Origin of the sequence: Streptomyces sp. FXJ1.172 (assembly GCF_001636945.3) — a bacterium.
GTDB lineage: Bacteria > Actinomycetota > Actinomycetes > Streptomycetales > Streptomycetaceae > Streptomyces.
Genome location: NZ_CP119133.2, coordinates 4,052,114 through 4,069,204, shown reverse-complemented (window position 1 = coordinate 4,069,204; position 17,091 = coordinate 4,052,114). Strand labels below are relative to the sequence as shown.

The window sequence follows — 17,091 nt, the reverse complement described above, 5'->3', positions numbered from 1 at the left end:
GACACCAACACACCATGGCTATCTGGCTCAACAAGGACAGCAAGGTCATCGTCCAGGGCATGACCGGCGCCACCGGCATGAAGCACACCAAGCTCATGCTCGGCGACGGCACCGACGTCGTGGGCGGCGTGAACCCGCGCAAGGCGGGCGAGGTCGTTGACTTCGACGGCAAGAAGGTACCGGTCTTCGGTACGGTCGCCGAGGCCATCGAGAAGACCGGCGCCAACGTCTCCGTCATCTTCGTGCCGGAGAAGTTCACCAAGGACGCGGTCGTCGAGGCCATCGACGCCGAGATCCCGCTGGCCGTCGTGATCACCGAGGGCATCGCCGTGCACGACACGGCGTCCTTCTGGGCGTACGCCGGCAAGAAGGGCAACAAGACCCGCATCATCGGCCCGAACTGCCCCGGCATCATCACCCCGGGCCAGTCGAACGTCGGCATCATCCCGGGCGACATCACGAAGCCGGGCCGCATCGGCCTGGTCTCGAAGTCCGGCACGCTGACGTACCAGATGATGTACGAGCTGCGTGACATCGGCTTCTCGACGGCCGTGGGCATCGGCGGTGACCCGATCATCGGCACCACCCACATCGACGCCCTGGCCGCGTTCCAGGACGACCCCGACACCGAGCTGATCGTGATGATCGGTGAGATCGGTGGCGACGCCGAGGAGCGTGCCGCGGCGTTCATCAAGGAGAACGTGACCAAGCCGGTCGTCGGCTACGTCGCGGGCTTCACGGCGCCCGAGGGCAAGACCATGGGCCACGCCGGCGCCATCGTCTCCGGCTCCTCCGGCACCGCACAGGCCAAGAAGGAGGCCCTGGAGGCCGCGGGCGTCAAGGTCGGCAAGACCCCGACCGAGACGGCGAAGCTCGCCCGCGAGATCCTCGGCGGCTGAGCTTCCCGGCGCCACCCGGCTTCCCAGCCGGCCGTTGGTGGGCCCGTCCCCTTGCCCGGGGGCGGGCCCACCGGCGTTCACCGGGCGATCGGCGCCAGCCTCTCCGGCCCGCCCGACACCGACTTGCGCAGCTTCTTCAGCAGGGCCTGTTCACCTTGGGAGAGGGGACCTGGGACATACAGGGGCGGCAGCCCCTGCACCGCCTGGGCGGGGGCGATCGGCGCCTCGTAGTGGGTCGGTGCCGTGCGCAGCGTGAGCGTCGTCGCGCCGATGATCGCCACCGTGAACGCGACCGCCGCCCGGGTCCACAAGACGCTGCGCCGCTCGCCGACGGTGCGCACCACCGCCGGCCTGGCCGCGCACAAGCGCTCCGCCGAGCCCAGTTCGAGCAGCCGCCGGTGGAGCGCGGCGGGGTCGGCCAGTTCCGGGATGCGGTCCGCCACGGCCTGACGGGCGTGGGTCAGCCGGCTCGCCGCCGCCGGCGTGCTGGCCTCCGTCTCCGCCGCCGTCTCGGGCAGGTCGAGGCCCACCCCGTCGTACAGGACGAGCGTGCGCCGGTACGACGGCGGCAGCGTGAGCAGCGCGTGCAGCAGCGCGCGGTCGGCCGGGTCGGCGGGCGGCGGCTCCGGGTGCCGGTGGCGGGGGCGGAAGCGGTGCCAGGGGGACAGCACGCACTCGTACGCCACCGCCCGCACCCAGCCGGCCGGATCCCGGTCCCGGGCCACCTCGGGCCAGCGCTGCCAGGCCAGCTGGAAGGCCCGCTCCACGGCCTCGCGGGCCAGCTCCCGGCGCCCGCACAGCAGATAGGCCTGGCGCACGAGGGCCGGGGTGCAGAACGTGTACAGCGCGTCGAAGGCCTGAGCGGGCGTCAGGGACTCGCGCTCACCCATGCGTTCCTTCGGCGGTGGCTGCGGACCGGCAGCGTTCTGTTTCGTCACCGCGCCCTTCCGTACGAAAAAGAACATAAAAATATATTGGGCGACACTTCGGTGGTTCGCCTGTTACGACGGGAAAGCGCGTGTCGTTGGGAGCATGGCGGGCGTGATCCCGATGACCGTTCGCCGACCGTCGCTGTCGCTCCTGCTGAACCGGCTGCGCGACCGCTCACCCGGACTGGCCGCGAGCATCCTCGGCGGCGCCCTCGCCGCCGGACTCGGGCTCGGCTCGTTCGCCGTGCTCGTGATGGCGCTGTGGGTCAGCTCGCCGTACCCCGACAGCGGTCCGGGCGGCGCCATGCACGTCGCCGCCGCCCTGTGGCTGCTGGCGCACGGCGTCGAACTGGCCCGCACCGACACGCTCTCCGGCGCGCCCCTGCCGGTGGGCGTGACCCCGCTGCTGCTGCTCGCCCTGCCGGTGTGGCTGCTGTACCGGGCGGCCCGGGACGCCGTCGACGCGCCCACCGACGCCGACGGACCGCCCCCGGTGCCCGCCCAGACGGTGTGGACGGGGGTCGTCCTCGGCTACCTCGCGGTCGGCATCCCGGCCGCGCTGTACTGCGGGGGTGCCGAACTGCGGCCCTCCTGGCTCTGGGTGACGGTGTGTCTGCCGCTCGTCGCGACGGCCTCGGCGGCGGCCGGGGTGTGGTCGGCGTACGGCTGTCCGCGCGAACCGGTGCTCAGCGCGCTGCGGGTGGTGCCGGATCCGGTGCGGCGGCTGGTGTTCGGCGCGGACGCGCGGCCCCGGCTCGGTACGGCCGTGCGGGCGGCCGGTGCGGCGACGACCGTGCTGCTCGGCGGCGGGGCGCTGCTGCTCGCGGTGTCGCTGGTGTGGCACGGCGGTGCGGCACGGGCGTCCTTCCTCCAGCTGACGGAGGGCTGGACCGGACGGTTCGCCGTGCTGCTGCTCGGGATCGCCCTGATCCCCAACGCGGCGGTGTGGGCCGCGTCGTACGCCCTCGGCCCCGGGTTCGTGCTCGGCGCCGGACACCTGGTGCATCCGCTCGCCTCGCATCCGGCCCCGCTGCTGCCCCCGTTCCCGCTGCTGGCGGCGGTGCCGGACGCGGGGCCCGGGGCGCTGCCGAACTGGCTGACGGGGCTGGTGCCGGTGGCGGCAGGGGTGACGGCGGGATGGTTCGTGGCGCGGGGTGCCGTGCGCGGGCCGGTGAAGGGGAAAGAGGTCTCGGCCCGTTGGCCGGCCGCCCGTACCGCCGGGGTGGTGCTGCTGACCGCGGCGGTCTGCACGGCGGCCTGCGCCCTGCTCGCCACGCTGGCGGGCGGCCCGCTGGGCGTGGCCGCGCTGGCCCGCTTCGGCCCGGTGTGGTGGCAGACCGGGGGAGCGACCGGGGTCTGGACGGCGGTGCTCGGGATGCCGGTGGCGCTGACGGTACGGGCGTGGCGGCTGTGGGCCGGGCGCATGCGGTCCGGGGAGATCCCGGCGCAGGACACGGGGGCGGGGCGGACGGCCCAGGGCGCCTCGGCGGACTCCGGTCCGGCGGACGGCGCCCCGGCGGGCGCCGGGGACGCGATGGACCAGGGGACGACGCGGACGGAGGCGAAGGACCGGGCCACGGCCGAGGCCGAGGGCACCGGTCAGGGCAAGGACAGCGACAAGGGCGGGAAGGACAAGGGCGGGAAGGACAAGGGCAAGGAGGACAAGGAGGGCGAGGGCGAGGGGGCCCGGGCCGTGCTCCAGGTGTCCGGCGACGCCGACGAGGAGCCGTACGGCGTCCTCCCGGCGGAAGACCCGTTCGGCCCCGACTGGCACGACGACGTCGCCCGCGCCTCCCGTTGGGCGGCCCTGCGGGAGGCAGCCGCCGAACCCCGGCCAGAGCCGGCCGACCCTCCGTCCGGCACCCCGGAGCCCCCCGACGCCCCCCGCTGACCCCGCCCGGTCCCGAAGGGCCCGGGAGCGCGGTGCTTCCGCACGCCGCGGGCGTAAGGGAACGCGACCCGCCTCAGCTGTTGGCCGTCCCCAGTACCCCCCGCAGCTCCCTCGGCAGCAGCTGGTCGCAGGATTGCTTGGCCTCGTGCGTGAGGGCGTCGTTCACGCACGTGTAGTAGTCGCGGTAGACGAACTGGACGGTGAAGGTCGAGGCCACCAGGACCAGGGCGAGGGACGCCGTGACCAGGCCGCCGACGGCCGCCGTCACCTGGGGCCGGGCCGCAGTGGGCTGCGCCGGGCTGTCCGGCGACGGTGTGCGCGGCTTGGCGCGCAGCGCGCTGATGCCCCAGTACAGGGCCAGCGCGCCCAGCAGGAGGGCCACGTACGGCCAGCTGAACAGGGCGAAGAAGACGGCCCACATGCCCGACAGCAGGGCGTAGCGCGCGCGGCGCTGGGCGGGGTCGGTCGGATCCCAGCGCATGCCGGGGCCGGCCGGTCCGCCGGGACCCTGGGGGCCGCCGCCGGGCCGCTCGCCGAAGCCGCCGCCGGGGGCGCGTCCGGGCTGCCGGTCGCTCCACCGGCTGCCCCACGGGGAGTCGTCGCCGGGGCCGTGTCCGGGAGCACCACCGGAGTCGGAGCCGTCACCCGGGTCGCCGGAAGGACCGCCGGAAGGACCGGGGTGGTGGCGGGGCTGCCAGGGCCGGTCGGGGGTGCCCTCGGGCGGAGGGGCGAAGGGGTTGTCGTCCTGCTGCCCGGTGCCCTGGCCGTCGCCGTCCTGGCCGCCCCTCGGCGCCTGGGGCGGCGAGGCCGGCCGCTCCCGCAGCAGCACGGCACCACGCTCTCCCCCCTGATCCGGGCTGGAGGGGAACGTGCGGAGTCGCAGGCTGCGATCGGGCATCAAGAGAGCGTCTTCCCCTAGGTGAATACGGCTGTCCGACGTGAGCTTCCACCCCGGAAACGCACCGCGGTGCGAACGCGTTCCCGAGCCGGTTCCTCCCGAACGCTACCTTCCGGCCACGCCCCCGTCCCGTGGGGGTTGTCCAGTGTGCCGGTATCGTTGCTGCCGGTCGGCTGCTTCGTAGAGTTCCCCGTATCCAGGGGCGCGAAGCATTCGTACGAATGTACAAGTACCCGAGAAAGGGCCTCCCGTGGCCGCCACCCCCGCTGCCCCCGCGGTCAAGCGTCTCGTCGTGCTGGTCTCCGGATCCGGCACCAACCTCCAGGCGCTGCTGGACGAGATCGAGCGCACCGGAGCCGAGCGGTACGGCGCCCGGGTCGTCGCCGTGGGGGCCGACCGTGACGGTGTCGAGGGGCTCGCCCGTGCCGAGCGGGCCGGGCTGCCGACCTTCGTGCGCAAGGTCAAGGACTTCGGCAGCCGACAGGAGTGGGACGCCGCCCTCGCCGAGGCCGTGAGCGCCCACGAGCCCGACCTCGTGGTCTCCGCCGGGTTCATGAAGATCGTCGGGAAGGAATTCCTCGCGCGCTTCGGCGGCCGCTTCGTGAACACCCACCCGGCGCTCCTGCCCAGTTTCCCGGGGGCGCACGGCGTGCGCGACGCGCTCGCGTACGGCGCCAAGGTCACCGGCTGCACCGTCCACTTCGTCGACGACGGCGTCGACACGGGCCCGATCATCGCCCAGGGCGTGGTCGAGATCCGGGACGAGGACGACGAGAGCGCGCTGCACGAGCGCATCAAGGAAGTCGAGCGAAGGCTGCTCGTCGAGGTCGTGGGGCGGCTCGCCCGCAACGGCTATCGCATTGAGGGACGAAAGGTAGTTATCCAGTGACCGCCACCGCCGAGAGCACCAAGCGGCCGATTCGCCGGGCGCTCGTCAGCGTCTACGACAAGACCGGTCTGGAAGAGCTGGCCCGCGGGCTGCACGAGGCCGGTGTCCAGCTGGTGTCCACCGGCTCCACGGCCTCCCGCATCGCCGCCGCCGGCGTCCCCGTCACCAAGGTCGAGGAGCTGACCGGTTTCCCCGAGTGCCTGGACGGCCGGGTCAAGACGCTGCACCCGAAGGTGCACGCGGGCATCCTCGCCGACCTGCGGCTCGAGGACCACCGGCGGCAGCTCGCCGAGCTGGGTGTGGAGCCGTTCGACCTGGTCGTCGTCAACCTCTACCCGTTCCGCGAGACCGTCGCCTCGGGCGCGAGCGACGACGAGTGCGTCGAGCAGATCGACATCGGCGGCCCCTCCATGGTCCGCGCCGCCGCCAAGAACCACCCCTCCGTCGCCGTGGTCACCAGCCCCGAGCGCTACGCCGACGTCCTCGCGGCCGTCCAGGACGGCGGCTTCGGCCTGCCCCAGCGGGCTCGGCTGGCCGCCGAGGCCTTCCAGCACACGGCCGCCTACGACGTGGCCGTGGCCTCCTGGTTCGCGTCCTCGTACGCCCCCGTGGACGAGTCGCAGTTCCCGGACTTCCTCGGTGCCACCTTCGAGCGCGCGAGCACCCTGCGCTACGGCGAGAACCCGCACCAGCCCGCCGCCCTCTACGTCGACGGCAGTGCCGGTCTCGCGGCGGCCGAGCAGCTGCACGGCAAGGAGATGTCGTACAACAACTACACGGACACGGACGCCGCCCGCCGTGCCGCGTACGACCACGACGAGCCGTGCGTCGCGATCATCAAGCACGCCAACCCCTGCGGTATCGCGGTCGGTCCGGACGTCGCCGAGGCGCACCGCAAGGCGCACGCCTGCGACCCGGTGTCCGCGTACGGCGGTGTGATCGCCGTGAACCGCCCGGTCAGCAAGGAGATGGCCGAGCAGGTCGCGGAGATCTTCACCGAGGTCATCGTCGCGCCGGACTACGAGGAGGGGGCCCTGCAGGCCCTCGCCAAGAAGAAGAACATCCGTGTGCTGAAGGCCCCGAACGGCCCCTGCAACCGCGTGGAGGCCAAGCAGATCGACGGCGGTCTGCTGCTCCAGGCCACCGACCGGCTCCAGGCGGACGGCGACGACCCCGCCAACTGGACGCTGGCGTCCGGCGAGGCGCTTTCCGCCGAGGAACTCCAGGAGCTGGCCTTCGCCTGGAAGGCCTGCCGCGCTGTGAAGTCCAACGCGATCCTGCTCGCCAAGGACGGCGCCTCGGTCGGCGTCGGCATGGGCCAGGTCAACCGCGTCGACTCCTGCAAGCTGGCCGTGGAGCGGGCCGGCGAGGAGCGCGCCCGTGGCTCGTACGCCGCCTCGGACGCGTTCTTCCCCTTCCCCGACGGCCCGCAGATCCTGATCGACGCCGGTGTCCGGGCGATCGTCCAGCCGGGCGGCTCGATCCGTGACGAGCAGGTGGTCGAGGCCGCGAAGAAGGCGGGCGTGACCATGTACTTCACGGGCACCCGCCACTTCTTCCACTGACGGCTGCCGGTCCGCCGGCGACGACGGCCTCCGGCCCTCCCCCGAGGGGGCCGGAGGCCGTCGGGCTGTCAGGTCAGCAGGGGCGCAGGGAGTAGACCGGGTCCCAGCTGGCCGTGCCGGCCTCGTAGGCCGTCGAGGTCCAGCGGACGCTGCCGTCCTGGTTGTAGAACCTGGCGACCGTGCCCGGGGTCTGGTTGTTGGTGAACGGGCCGTCGCCGGTCCAGTTCTGGACCGTCCAGGTCTGGCACTTGTAGAAGTCGAACTTGGTGCCGTCGACGAGCATGCACAGGTGGCCGTACGCGCAGTCCAGGTCCTTGGCGGCCGCCTTCCCCCGCGGGGCCTTGGTGAGGGTCAGGCCGTCGTAGCGGACCTGGCCGGCGGAGGACGAGAGCGGCTTCGGGTGGCCGGCGAGGACGTGGTCGGCGACCTGCTGGACACCGGTGACCCGGGTGCCGTCCGGGGCGGTGCCGGCGACGGCCGCGACCGTGGAGCCGGCGACGAGAGCGGTGGCCGCGACGAGAAGCGCGGCGGGCTTGGCGATGTTCACGTGTTCCCCCATGTGAACGGTGGTGCATGAACTGTTCTGGTCGCTCCGCCGGGGTGCCCCGGTGGAGTGGTCCAACAGTCCCAGCCGTCCCCGCCCGTCGGTACCTCGGAAGTCTCAGGGTCACTTCTTTCCCGGGGGCGTGTACTCCTTGAGGTAGTGGACGACACGGGCGCAGTAGTCGCGGTACTTCGGGGGAACTCCGCCCGTGTCGTTCACCCTGCCGGCCGACGTCCGGTAGCCGGCGGCGACCAGCACCCGCTTGTCGCCGGGCAGCCCGGGCTTCAAGTGGTTGTCGATGTAGCACAGGTAGCGGCCCATGGCCGGGATGGAGACGGAAGGGGTGAGCGGTGGCGTGGGGGTCGCCGACGCGGGAACGCCGTTGTCCTGCATCCACCAGCGCAGCACGCCCGGAGTCCAGCGGGCGATGCCGAACTCCTGCTTGCCGGGGTCGGAGAGGTTCGGGTCGAAGTCGCTCTCGGACTTGAGCATCGCCGCGATGAGAGCCGGCGTGACATCGGGCTCGGAGCAGGCGTGGGCGGCGTCCACGATCAGCCGCCGGTACTGCACCGGAACGCCTCGGCCGGTACGGAGTTCCGGGGCGCCGTAAGTCGCCAGTGCAGCGGTCGCCGCCTTGCCCCCGTGCGTGCTCCCGTCCCCGGTGCGGACGCCGATGCCGATGCCGTAGGCGAGAGCCGCCGCGGTGACGGTGGCGGCCACGATCCCCGCCACGGGGCGCCCGCGGCGCCGGAGCAGCCGGGGCAGGCGCGGCGAGGCGCCCGGGCCGGCGGCGGCCGCCACACGGCGGGACAGCGCCTTCGTCGTGATGCGGTCCGCGTGCGTGCGGGCCAGACATCCGCGGACGATCTCCCGCCAGGCGTCCGGGAGTTCGGGCGACAGGCGCAGCTCGTCGGTGCCGCGCGCGTAGCTCGCCGCCGCGTCCCTCCGGGCCGTGGGCGTGGCGCCGGGCAGCGGGAAGGAGCCGGTGAGGACGAGGTGGGCGAGCACGCCGAAGGCCCAGACGTCGGCGGACGGGCGGATCCGCCGGCCGCGTTCGCCGATCTCCCCCCACAGCAGCTCGGGCGGGGTGTAGTCGGGGGTGGAGAAAGCGGGGGTGTAGGCGTGGGTGCCCTCCAGCTCGGCGGCCATGTTGAAGTCGGCGAGCCGTGCCGAACCGTCCGCCATCAACAGCACGTTGGCCGGTTTCAGATCCCCGTGCACCCAGCCCGCCCGGTGCAGCTGGACCAGCCCCTCGCAGACCTGGGCGAGCAGCGCGGGCCCGGCCGCCGGGCGGGGCGTGGCGGTGAGCAGGGCGGAGAGGGAGCCCTCGGCCCGCTCCAGGACGAGCACGGTGGCACCGTCGAGGACGGGCCGGGCCGGGTCGTCCACGACGAGAGTCTCGTACATCCGGATCAGCCGGGGCCTGCTGAGCCGGCGGAGCAACGCGACCTCGCGCTCGACCAGTTCGTCCAGGTGGGCCAGCCGGCGCGGGGTGTTCGTGCCGGTGGGCAGGAACTTCAGGGCGGCCGTGCGCGGCAGTTCGCGCCCGCCGGCGCGCTCACCGGTGCCGACGCGCCGGCCCGCGTAGACGCTGCCGAAGGCGCCCGTCGCGATCGGCTCGCGCACCTCCCAGGCGCCGACCCGGTAGCCCTTGGGCACCGGCACGGCGTACGGCTCGGTCACCGGGCCGCCCGGCTGGCCGATGTGGTCAGCACGACCAGGTCGTCCTCGCGCACGACGTCGAAGCGGAGCGCGAGCGAGACCAGGGACTCCTTCTTGCCGTTGAGGCGGGGACCGGGGTCCGCGCTCTCCGGGCCGGGCTTGAGCCGCAGCTTCACGGCCAGATAGTCGATGTTCCACTGCACCGAGGTGCGCGAGGCGGCGGGCCAGGCGGGGCGCAGCCGGTCGACGACCTGGTCGACGGTGGGCAGCGGGGCGTGCGGGTCGCCGCGCAGCCGCGGTTCGCACAGGGCGGCCAGGACGGCGAAGTAGCGCTTGGTGCGGTCGACGGCGAAGGCCGCGGCGGTGGTGTCGCCGGCCGGCCGGCGGCCGTCGTCTTCGCCGTCGTCGTGCAGGTGGTCGGGGTGCAGATAGTCGTGGCGCGGCGCCCAGACCTCGAGCGCCAGCAGGTCGCCGGCGGCGGGCAGCACGATCCGCGAGAACTCGAACGGGACGGGGGCGTCGAGCCGGCCCGGGCCCACCTTGATGTGCTCGCCCGCGCCTTCCGGGTTCTCCACGACGTAGGTCTGCCGCGCAGAGAGGTTGCTCAGTATCCAGAACGTGCCCTGGGCGGTGACCTCGCCGGCCCGGCGGGAGACCCCGTCGTGCGGGATCCGCAGGCCGCTGCCGGGCGCCCGCCCGAAACCGAGGCGCTCGCCCGGGGCGAGCCGGACCTGGGTCTGCTGGTGATCGTCCTCCGGGGTCGGCGGAGGTACGACGATGATGCTGTACACGGTGCGCTCCCCGCGCCTGACGGCAACCCGGTCAGTACGGCTACCCAGGTCAGACTAGGGCGATACACCAGGGCCGTGCCTCCCCTGGACGGGTGAGACACGGCCCTCGACGGTGAATGGCGTGAACTGTTCTGTCGCGCGGGTGACTTCAGTAGCGCGGGCGGTTGAACCAGGCCGCGCCGCTCGAGGTCATCATGGCCGCGGCCATCACGCAGGCGACGGCGACCCACAGCAGCCCGTAGAGCACACCGGCGGGGGCACCGTTGCTAGCCCCGCTGAGCAGGACGAGGAGGCCGACGACGGCGCCGACGATGCCGTAGACCATCGTCGTGATCCGGATGCCCTGGCGCCCGCTGGACATCTTGACACCCAGCGTGATGGACAGCGGGATGAGCGCGAGGAAGAGCACACCGAAGAACTGGAACATGTGGATCAGGTCGGAGACGGTCATGCTGGAGGAGGTGGGGAGCCAGTCCGCGCTCGATCCGTACTTGTCGCGGAGGTCGCCGGCCGCGGCGAAGGAGCCGATGCCGCTGAGAACCTGCCCGCCGGCCACGACGAAGAGCAGAACGCGTGCGGTGATCACCAGGCCCGGCATCGTCTGCGGCATCGAGTAGCCACCGGGGTAGGCACCGTACGGGGGCTGCGGCGGATAGCCGTAGCCCTGCGGCGGGAAGCCGGGCTGCTGGGGGTAGCCGTACGCCTGAGGCGGCGCCGGCGGCTGCGGAGGCGGCGGGCCGTAGGGATTGTTCGGGTCGCCGAAGCTCATGGCGGTGTTCCTCCGTCGCTCGAGTGCTGGGGACGAGGCGGGACACCGCATGGAGGAGGAGTCTCTACAGATGCGGTACGTCCCCCCGTTGAGCTGCCCGCTGCACTGTTGCGTTCATCGTTCTTCAGGCCGGTCTCGCTTGTCCAGCCGGAATCGTCAGGTGTTGTGCAAGTGCAACAGAGTTGATCAAAGGGTGAGCGAGGTGATACTCGGATTGGAACCGGGGGCGGGTCATCCGCGAGGATGGGGGTATGACCGCCCAGATTCTCGATGGCAAGGCCACCGCAGCCGCGATCAAGTCCGATCTGACCGCCCGCGTGGCGGCGCTGAAGGAGAAGGGCATCACGCCCGGCCTCGGCACGATCCTGGTCGGGGACGACCCCGGCAGCCAGAAGTACGTAGCGGGCAAGCACCGCGACTGTGCGCAGGTCGGCCTCGCCTCCATCCAGCGTGAACTGCCCGCCACCGCCACCCAGGAGGAGATCGAGGCCGTCGTCCGGGAACTGAACGAGGACCCGGCCTGCACCGGCTACATCGTCCAGCTGCCGCTGCCCAAGGGCATCGACGAGAACCGCATCCTGGAGCTGATGGACCCGGCCAAGGACGCCGACGGCCTGCACCCGATGAACCTCGGCCGGCTGGTGCTGAACGAGCCGGCGCCGCTGCCCTGCACCCCCAACGGCATCCTCTCCCTGCTGCGCGCCCACGGCGTTGAGATCAAGGGCGCCGAGGTCGTGGTCGTCGGCCGCGGTGTCACCATCGGCCGGCCGATGCCGCTGCTGCTCACCCGGCGCAGCGAGAACGCCACCGTGACCCAGTGCCACACCGGCACCCGCGACCTGTCCGCCCACCTCAAGCGGGCCGACATCATCATCGCCGCGGCCGGTGCCCCGCACCTGATCTGCGCCGAGGACGTCAAGCCGGGCGCGGCCGTCCTGGACGTCGGTGTCTCCCGCAACGCCGAGGGCAAGATCGTCGGCGATGTGCACCCGGACGTCACCGAGGTGGCCGGCTGGATCTCCCCGAACCCCGGCGGCGTCGGCCCGATGACCCGGGCGCAGCTGCTGGTCAACGTGGTCGAGGCGGCGGAGCGCAGTGCCGGCTGAGGACGCCCGCGCGGGGGCGGCCACCCGCGTCACGCAGCACGCCGGGCAGACTCCCCGGCGTACCACCCGGCGCTTTCCGCGGATCACCCGGGACACCGCCCGGCCCGAGGGCGGCGGCCGGGCCGCGTCCGGTGCCTCGCCGGCCCCCGCCCGGCAGTGGCCGTTGCTGGTCGTGCTGGGCGCGGTCGCGCTCGGCCTGCTGCTGACCGCGCTGGACGTCTTCCGCTGGGGCACACTGCTGATCGGCGCCGCCCTGCTGGCCGGCGCGGTCATGCGCTGGACACTGCCCAGCGTCGGCATGCTCGCCGTACGCTCCCGGTTCACGGACATCGCCACCTACGGCATCCTCGGCCTCGCGATCGTCCTGCTGACGATGATGGCCCAGCCCAAGCCGTGGATCGAGATCCCGTTCCTGAAGGACACCCTGCACTTCACGCTCAACGGCAAGTAGCGGTGACGGCGGCTCGTCCCCTCCCCCGAGGAAGGACGAACCGCCGTCGGTATTCAGCCTTCCGCCCGTGAACTGCCTGTTCAACGGCTGTCCTTGCGCTGTGGCACGGAAGTGACCGTTCCGCTACGGTGTCCGCGCGCGCCCCCACCGATGCTCCCGTGCGCCCCCGCTCCGGGAACTGGGACCCTTAGGCAGCGCATCCCTGTGGGTAGCCAGGACGGGTACCTGAACGCGGGGCCCGGCCGGGGGGCCGGGCGCGAGAACCAAGAGCACCGACCGGGGGGAAGAGGGGGGAAGCGATGCCTCGCTGGAAAGAGCTGCCCGAGGATCTGGACCCGCAGATCAAGGAGTTCACCAGCCAGGTGCGGCGGCTGGTGGACAGAAGCGGGCTCAGCGTCGCCGCACTGGCCGACCGCACGGGCTACAGCAAGACGTCCTGGGAGCGCTATCTGGGCGGCCGGCTCCTCGCGCCCAAGGGCGCGGTCGTCGCGCTCGCCGAGGTCACCGGCGCCAACCCCGTCCATCTGACGACGATGTGGGAGCTGGCCGAACGCGCCTGGAGCCGGGCCGAGATGCGGCACGACCGCACCATGGAGGCCATCCGGATCTCCCAGGCGCGCGCCGCGCTCGGCGACTTCGGCGCGGCCGAGGCGACCGGGGGCCCGTCCGCGGCCCCGTCCGCAACCCCGCCGGGCCGCAAGGGCACCGGCGCGATCCCTCCCCTGGGCATCGCCGGCCCGGCCGGTGTCTCCCCGACGATCCCGCCGCAGCCGACGGGCGCGGACGCCGACGCCAGGGACGGCGGGGGGCGCGGCCCGGCCGGCGGTGGCGCGGGGCGTGGTCCGGCGGACGGCGCGGGCAGTGACCTGCTCGATCCTCCGGGGCGGGGTCCGGCCGAGGGCGCGGAGCGTGGCCCGGGCGGTGACGCGGGCGGCGGCCGGGCCGACGGTGACGGGCCGGGCGCGGACTTCGCCGCCGGCTCCGGTGGCTCCGTCGGTTCCGGCAACTCCTGGGGTCTGGCCGGGTATCAGGGACCGTCCCCGGCGAGCGCCCGTGCTGGTGCTGGTGCTGGTGCTGGTGCTGGTGCCGGGGCGGGGGCTGCGGCCGGGTCCGGTGCGGGTTCCGCCGACGGGTCGCAGCGGCCCGGCGACGCGGGGGAGCGGCCCGCCTGGACGCCGGACAGCCCTAACCCGTACGACGTACCGGCACCCCGGCCCGCCGCGGACGGCGGTGGCCGGCAGCGGCTGATGATGTTCCTCGCGGGGCTCGTCGGTGTGAGCGTCGTGATCGCCGCCGTCTTCTTCCTCACCCACCGGGGCGGCGGCAGGCACGAGGGTGCGGCCAGGCCGCCGTCCCCGGCCGCCACCCGCCACGCGAGCCCGCCGCCCGGCGTCAAGTGCGCCGGCTCCGACTGCACCGGCAAGGACGCCGAGGCCATGGGCTGCACCGGTGACCTGGTGACCACCGCCAAGACCGCCACCGTCGGCGCCATCACCCTGGAGGTCCGCTACAGCAAGGCCTGCGGTGCGGCCTGGGGCCGGATCACCGGCGCCGCGCAGGGCGACAAGGTGGAGGTCTCCGTGGGCACGCTGCGCCAGACGGGCGGGATCACCGCGGTCGGCGACGCCATCGCCTACACCCCGATGGTCGCCGTGCGGAACGGGGCGGAGGCCAGGGCCTGTGCGACCCTCGCCGCCGGGGGGACAGGGTGCACGAAATAGCGCACAACGGGTGCGGCGCGCCGGGCGAACGGCCCGTGTGACACCGCCGGAGTGAAATTCCTGGATCGGGTGCATGGGTCGCCGGATCCTGGGCACGCGAACGATACCCCCCACGGGAGTCCGGCATGCCGGTACCTCCCCCCACCGGCGGCCGCCTCCGTCCCCCTCTCCCGGACCGGCGGCCGCCGTCCCGTCTCCACTCGTTCCGGCCGTCTCGTCATGACCCTTGTCCGCCCTGTGGGGTGAGCCACACGGCCCCTGACGTCTCGCATGCCGGATGCGCGATAGCCTGACCGCTGGATCGATCTCTTGGCGTCAAGAGATCGATCATCCGCCCGGGGCGGGACGCCCCACCGCCAGCTGTCATACGGAGAACGCCATGACCCGCACTCCCGTGAACGTCACCGTCACCGGCGCGGCCGGCCAGATCGGTTACGCCCTGCTCTTCCGCATCGCCTCCGGCCAGCTGCTCGGCGCGGACGTGCCGGTCAAGCTGCGCCTCCTGGAGATCACCCCCGCGCTCAAGGCCGCCGAGGGCACGGCCATGGAGCTGGACGACTGCGCCTTCCCGCTGCTCCAGGGCATCGACATCAGCGACGACCCGAACGTCGCCTTCGACGGCGCCAACGTGGCCCTCCTGGTAGGCGCCCGCCCGCGCACCAAGGGCATGGAGCGCGGTGACCTGCTGGAGGCCAACGGCGGCATCTTCAAGCCGCAGGGCAAGGCCATCAACGACCACGCCGCGGACGACATCAAGGTCCTCGTCGTCGGCAACCCGGCCAACACCAACGCGCTCATCGCGCAGGCCGCCGCGCCGGACGTCCCGGCCGAGCGCTTCACCGCGATGACCCGCCTGGACCACAACCGCGCGCTGACCCAGCTCGCGAAGAAGACGGGCAGCACGGTCGCCGACATCAAGCGCCTGACCATCTGGGGCAACCACTCCGCGACCCAGTACCCGGACATCTTCCACGCCACGGTCGCCGGCAAGAACGCCGCCGAGGTCGTGAACGACGAGCAGTGGCTGGCCGACGAGTTCATCCCGACCGTCGCCAAGCGCGGTGCCGCGATCATCGAGGCCCGCGGCGCGTCCTCCGCCGCGTCCGCCGCGAACGCCGCCATCGACCACGTCCACACCTGGGTCAACGGCACCGCCGAGGGCGACTGGACCTCCATGGGCATCCCGTCGGACGGCTCCTACGGCGTCCCGGAGGGTCTGATCTCCTCCTTCCCGGTCACCACCAAGGACGGCTCGTACGAGATCGTCCAGGGCCTGGAGATCAGCGAGTTCTCCCGCGCCCGCATCGACGCCTCCGTCAAGGAGCTGGCGGAGGAGCGCGAGGCGGTCCGTTCCCTGGGCCTCATCTGAGAGTTCCGCGGACACGGCTGACGCTCGGCATCCCGCCGCAGGGGTGCCGAGCGTCTTGCCGTGCGGGGGCGCGTCGCGGCTACCCGCCGTGGGCCTGCGGCGCCGTTGCCGGGTGCCGGTCCGTCGTGGTCGTTCGCGCCGCGCGGCGCAGCCGCATGCCGAAACGGCCCCGCGCCCCTTCGCGGCGCCTCCCGTACCCGGCGATCACCAGCACCGTCGCCCCCAGCACCACCACCGCCGCCGTCCTCAACGCCGGGCCCATGCCGTGCAGGAGGTCGGCGTGGGTGGACAGGATGGTGCCGGTGACCGCGACGCCGAGGGCCGCGCCGGTCTCGCGGGCGGTGGTGCCGAGCCCGGAGCCGAGGCCCGCCTGCTGCGCGGGGAGCGAGGTGACCACGCCGAGGGTCAGGGCGGGCATGCACAGCCCGGCGCCGGCCGAGATGACCAGCAGCCAGCAGACGAACTGGGCGTACGGCGTTCCCGCGTCGGCCGTGGACGCGCCGAGCAGGCCGAGTCCGATCAGGGCGAGACCGGCGCCGATGACCGCGCGGGGGCGGCCGGCCCAGCGGGTGGCCAGCTTCTGGGCGCCCGCCATGCCGATCACCAGCGGCATGATCGCCACCCCGGTGACGGCGGCGCCGTAGCCCTTGACGCCCTGCAGGTACTGCGAGTTGACGAAGAACAGGGCGAACAGGCCGAAGAAGCCGGTGGCCGTGCCGAGGGAGGCCGCCCGCAGCCGGGCCGAGCCGAAGACCCGAGGGTCGAACAGCGGGGCGGGCGAGCGCAGGGCGTGCCGGGTGAAGCCGGCGATCAGCAGCGTGCCCGCAGTGAAGGCACCGAGGATGCGCGCGGAGGTCCAGCCGTAACCCGGGCCCTCGATGATGCCGAACAGGACGGCGACCAGGCCCGCGGTGAGCAGCACGGTGCCGAGCGGGTCGGGGTTGCCGCGGGCGGAGCGCTCGGTGCGCGGGGTGGTGACGCAGACGGCCGCGGCCAGTACGGCCGTCAGCGGGACCATCGCCGTGAACAGGGCACGCCAGCCGAGGAACTGGCCGGCCAGCCCGCCGCCCAGGTTGCCCGCCGCGCCGCCCACGCCGATCGCCAGGGTCCAGGCGCCCATCGAGCGGGCCCGGTGCTCGGGCGCGGACAGCTGCATCAGGATCGACAGGGTGGACGGCGTGATCAGCGCGGCCCCGGCGCCGGACAGGCCCCGGCCGGCTATCAGCAGGGCCGGGCCGGTGGCGAGCGCACTGGTGGCGGCGCCCGCCGCGAACAGGCCGAGCCCCGCGAGCAGGGCGCCCTTGCGGCCGTACCGGTCGCCGAGCGCGCCGGCCGGGATCAGCAGGCCCGCGAAGACGATGACGTAGGCGTCGACCGTCCACAGGATCTCGGTGTGCGAGGGGTGCAGGGAGGACGAACTCAGTTCTGGTATCAGGAGGTTGACGGCGGCGACCATGCTCTGCGCGACGAGGACGCAGGCGCACAGCGCAAGCAGGGTGGGGCGTTTCAGGGCGTGCGCGGGCACGGCTCCTCCCGGGAGCTCGGACGACTGGTGCGGGATGCGCTCTCACCGTAGGCTCGCCGGTGACCTGCACTCCAGTGCAACC

Annotated in this window: 15 protein-coding genes; 8 read left to right on the top strand and 7 right to left on the bottom strand. The window is 73.2% G+C overall.

From position 1 onward, the window contains the following. Positions 1–14 precede the first annotated feature (14 nt). Positions 15–899 carry a succinate--CoA ligase subunit alpha gene (gene sucD, locus A6P39_RS18005; protein ID WP_067050803.1) on the top strand — a complete coding sequence of 295 codons (885 nt, stop codon included), beginning with the start codon at positions 15–17 and terminating at the stop codon, positions 897–899. 77 nt (positions 900–976) lie between these two features. Here the strand turns inward: sucD and A6P39_RS18000 are convergent, their stop codons facing one another. Then, complete coding sequence (locus A6P39_RS18000) at positions 977–1,864, bottom strand: sigma factor-like helix-turn-helix DNA-binding protein (RefSeq protein WP_199840895.1); 888 nt, start codon at positions 1,862–1,864, stop codon at positions 977–979. 67 nt (positions 1,865–1,931) lie between these two features. Here A6P39_RS18000 and A6P39_RS17995 point away from each other — a divergent pair, with 67 nt between their 5' ends. Then, a complete protein-coding gene (locus A6P39_RS17995; protein ID WP_067050797.1) occupies positions 1,932–3,719 on the top strand; it encodes a cell division protein PerM in 1,788 nt (595 codons plus the stop codon). Between the two features lie 73 nt (positions 3,720–3,792). On the opposite strand, the gene A6P39_RS17990 is transcribed toward A6P39_RS17995, so the two are convergent. Continuing rightward, entirely contained in the window at positions 3,793–4,617 is an 825-nt protein-coding gene (locus A6P39_RS17990) for a hypothetical protein (protein ID WP_067050794.1), read from the bottom strand. A 250-nt stretch (positions 4,618–4,867) separates the two neighbouring features. Between A6P39_RS17990 and purN the strand changes: the two genes are divergently transcribed. Both purN and purH read left to right on the top strand, forming a co-directional pair. After that, positions 4,868–5,506 (top strand): phosphoribosylglycinamide formyltransferase, encoded by a 639-nt coding sequence (purN, locus tag A6P39_RS17985; protein WP_067050791.1) that lies wholly within the window; start codon positions 4,868–4,870, stop codon positions 5,504–5,506. Next, entirely contained in the window at positions 5,503–7,071 is a 1,569-nt protein-coding gene (gene purH / locus A6P39_RS17980) for a bifunctional phosphoribosylaminoimidazolecarboxamide formyltransferase/IMP cyclohydrolase (RefSeq protein WP_067050788.1), read from the top strand. The genes purN and purH overlap by 4 nt, the downstream gene beginning before the upstream one ends. Positions 7,072–7,144: 73 nt before the next feature. On the opposite strand, the gene A6P39_RS17975 is transcribed toward purH, so the two are convergent. The 4 genes from A6P39_RS17975 to A6P39_RS17960 form a co-directional block, all read right to left on the bottom strand. Beyond that, a complete protein-coding gene (locus tag A6P39_RS17975) occupies positions 7,145–7,630 on the bottom strand; it encodes a hypothetical protein (protein WP_234379047.1) in 486 nt (161 codons plus the stop codon). 108 nt (positions 7,631–7,738) lie between these two features. Continuing rightward, a complete protein-coding gene (locus A6P39_RS17970; RefSeq protein ID WP_067050785.1) occupies positions 7,739–9,298 on the bottom strand; it encodes a protein kinase domain-containing protein in 1,560 nt (519 codons plus the stop codon). Then, on the bottom strand, positions 9,295–10,068 hold the full coding sequence (locus A6P39_RS17965) for a hypothetical protein (protein WP_067050782.1): 774 nt from the start codon (positions 10,066–10,068) through the stop codon (positions 9,295–9,297). Before A6P39_RS17965 ends, A6P39_RS17970 begins: the two co-directional genes overlap by 4 nt. A gap of 148 nt (positions 10,069–10,216) precedes the next feature. After that, positions 10,217–10,837, bottom strand: a complete 621-nt coding sequence (locus tag A6P39_RS17960) for a hypothetical protein (RefSeq protein WP_067050779.1) — start codon at positions 10,835–10,837, stop codon at positions 10,217–10,219. Between the two features lie 251 nt (positions 10,838–11,088). Here A6P39_RS17960 and A6P39_RS17955 point away from each other — a divergent pair, with 251 nt between their 5' ends. From A6P39_RS17955 to A6P39_RS17940, 4 genes are all read left to right on the top strand, one after another. Then, on the top strand, positions 11,089–11,943 hold the full coding sequence (locus tag A6P39_RS17955; protein WP_067050776.1) for a bifunctional methylenetetrahydrofolate dehydrogenase/methenyltetrahydrofolate cyclohydrolase: 855 nt from the start codon (positions 11,089–11,091) through the stop codon (positions 11,941–11,943). After that, the gene (locus A6P39_RS17950; protein WP_067050773.1) at positions 11,933–12,394 is read left to right on the top strand and encodes a DUF3017 domain-containing protein; all 462 of its coding nucleotides are present in this window, start codon (positions 11,933–11,935) and stop codon (positions 12,392–12,394) included. The genes A6P39_RS17955 and A6P39_RS17950 overlap by 11 nt, the downstream gene beginning before the upstream one ends. Before the next feature lie 299 nt (positions 12,395–12,693). Further along, on the top strand, positions 12,694–14,115 hold the full coding sequence (locus A6P39_RS17945; RefSeq protein WP_067050770.1) for an XRE family transcriptional regulator: 1,422 nt from the start codon (positions 12,694–12,696) through the stop codon (positions 14,113–14,115). Positions 14,116–14,494: 379 nt separating this feature from the next. Next, positions 14,495–15,484: a malate dehydrogenase gene (locus tag A6P39_RS17940; RefSeq protein WP_067050767.1), complete on the top strand. Its 990-nt coding sequence runs from the start codon at positions 14,495–14,497 to the stop codon at positions 15,482–15,484. A 79-nt stretch (positions 15,485–15,563) separates the two neighbouring features. Here the strand turns inward: A6P39_RS17940 and A6P39_RS17935 are convergent, their stop codons facing one another. Next, entirely contained in the window at positions 15,564–17,009 is a 1,446-nt protein-coding gene (locus A6P39_RS17935; RefSeq protein ID WP_067050764.1) for an MFS transporter, read from the bottom strand. Positions 17,010–17,091 lie beyond the last annotated feature (82 nt).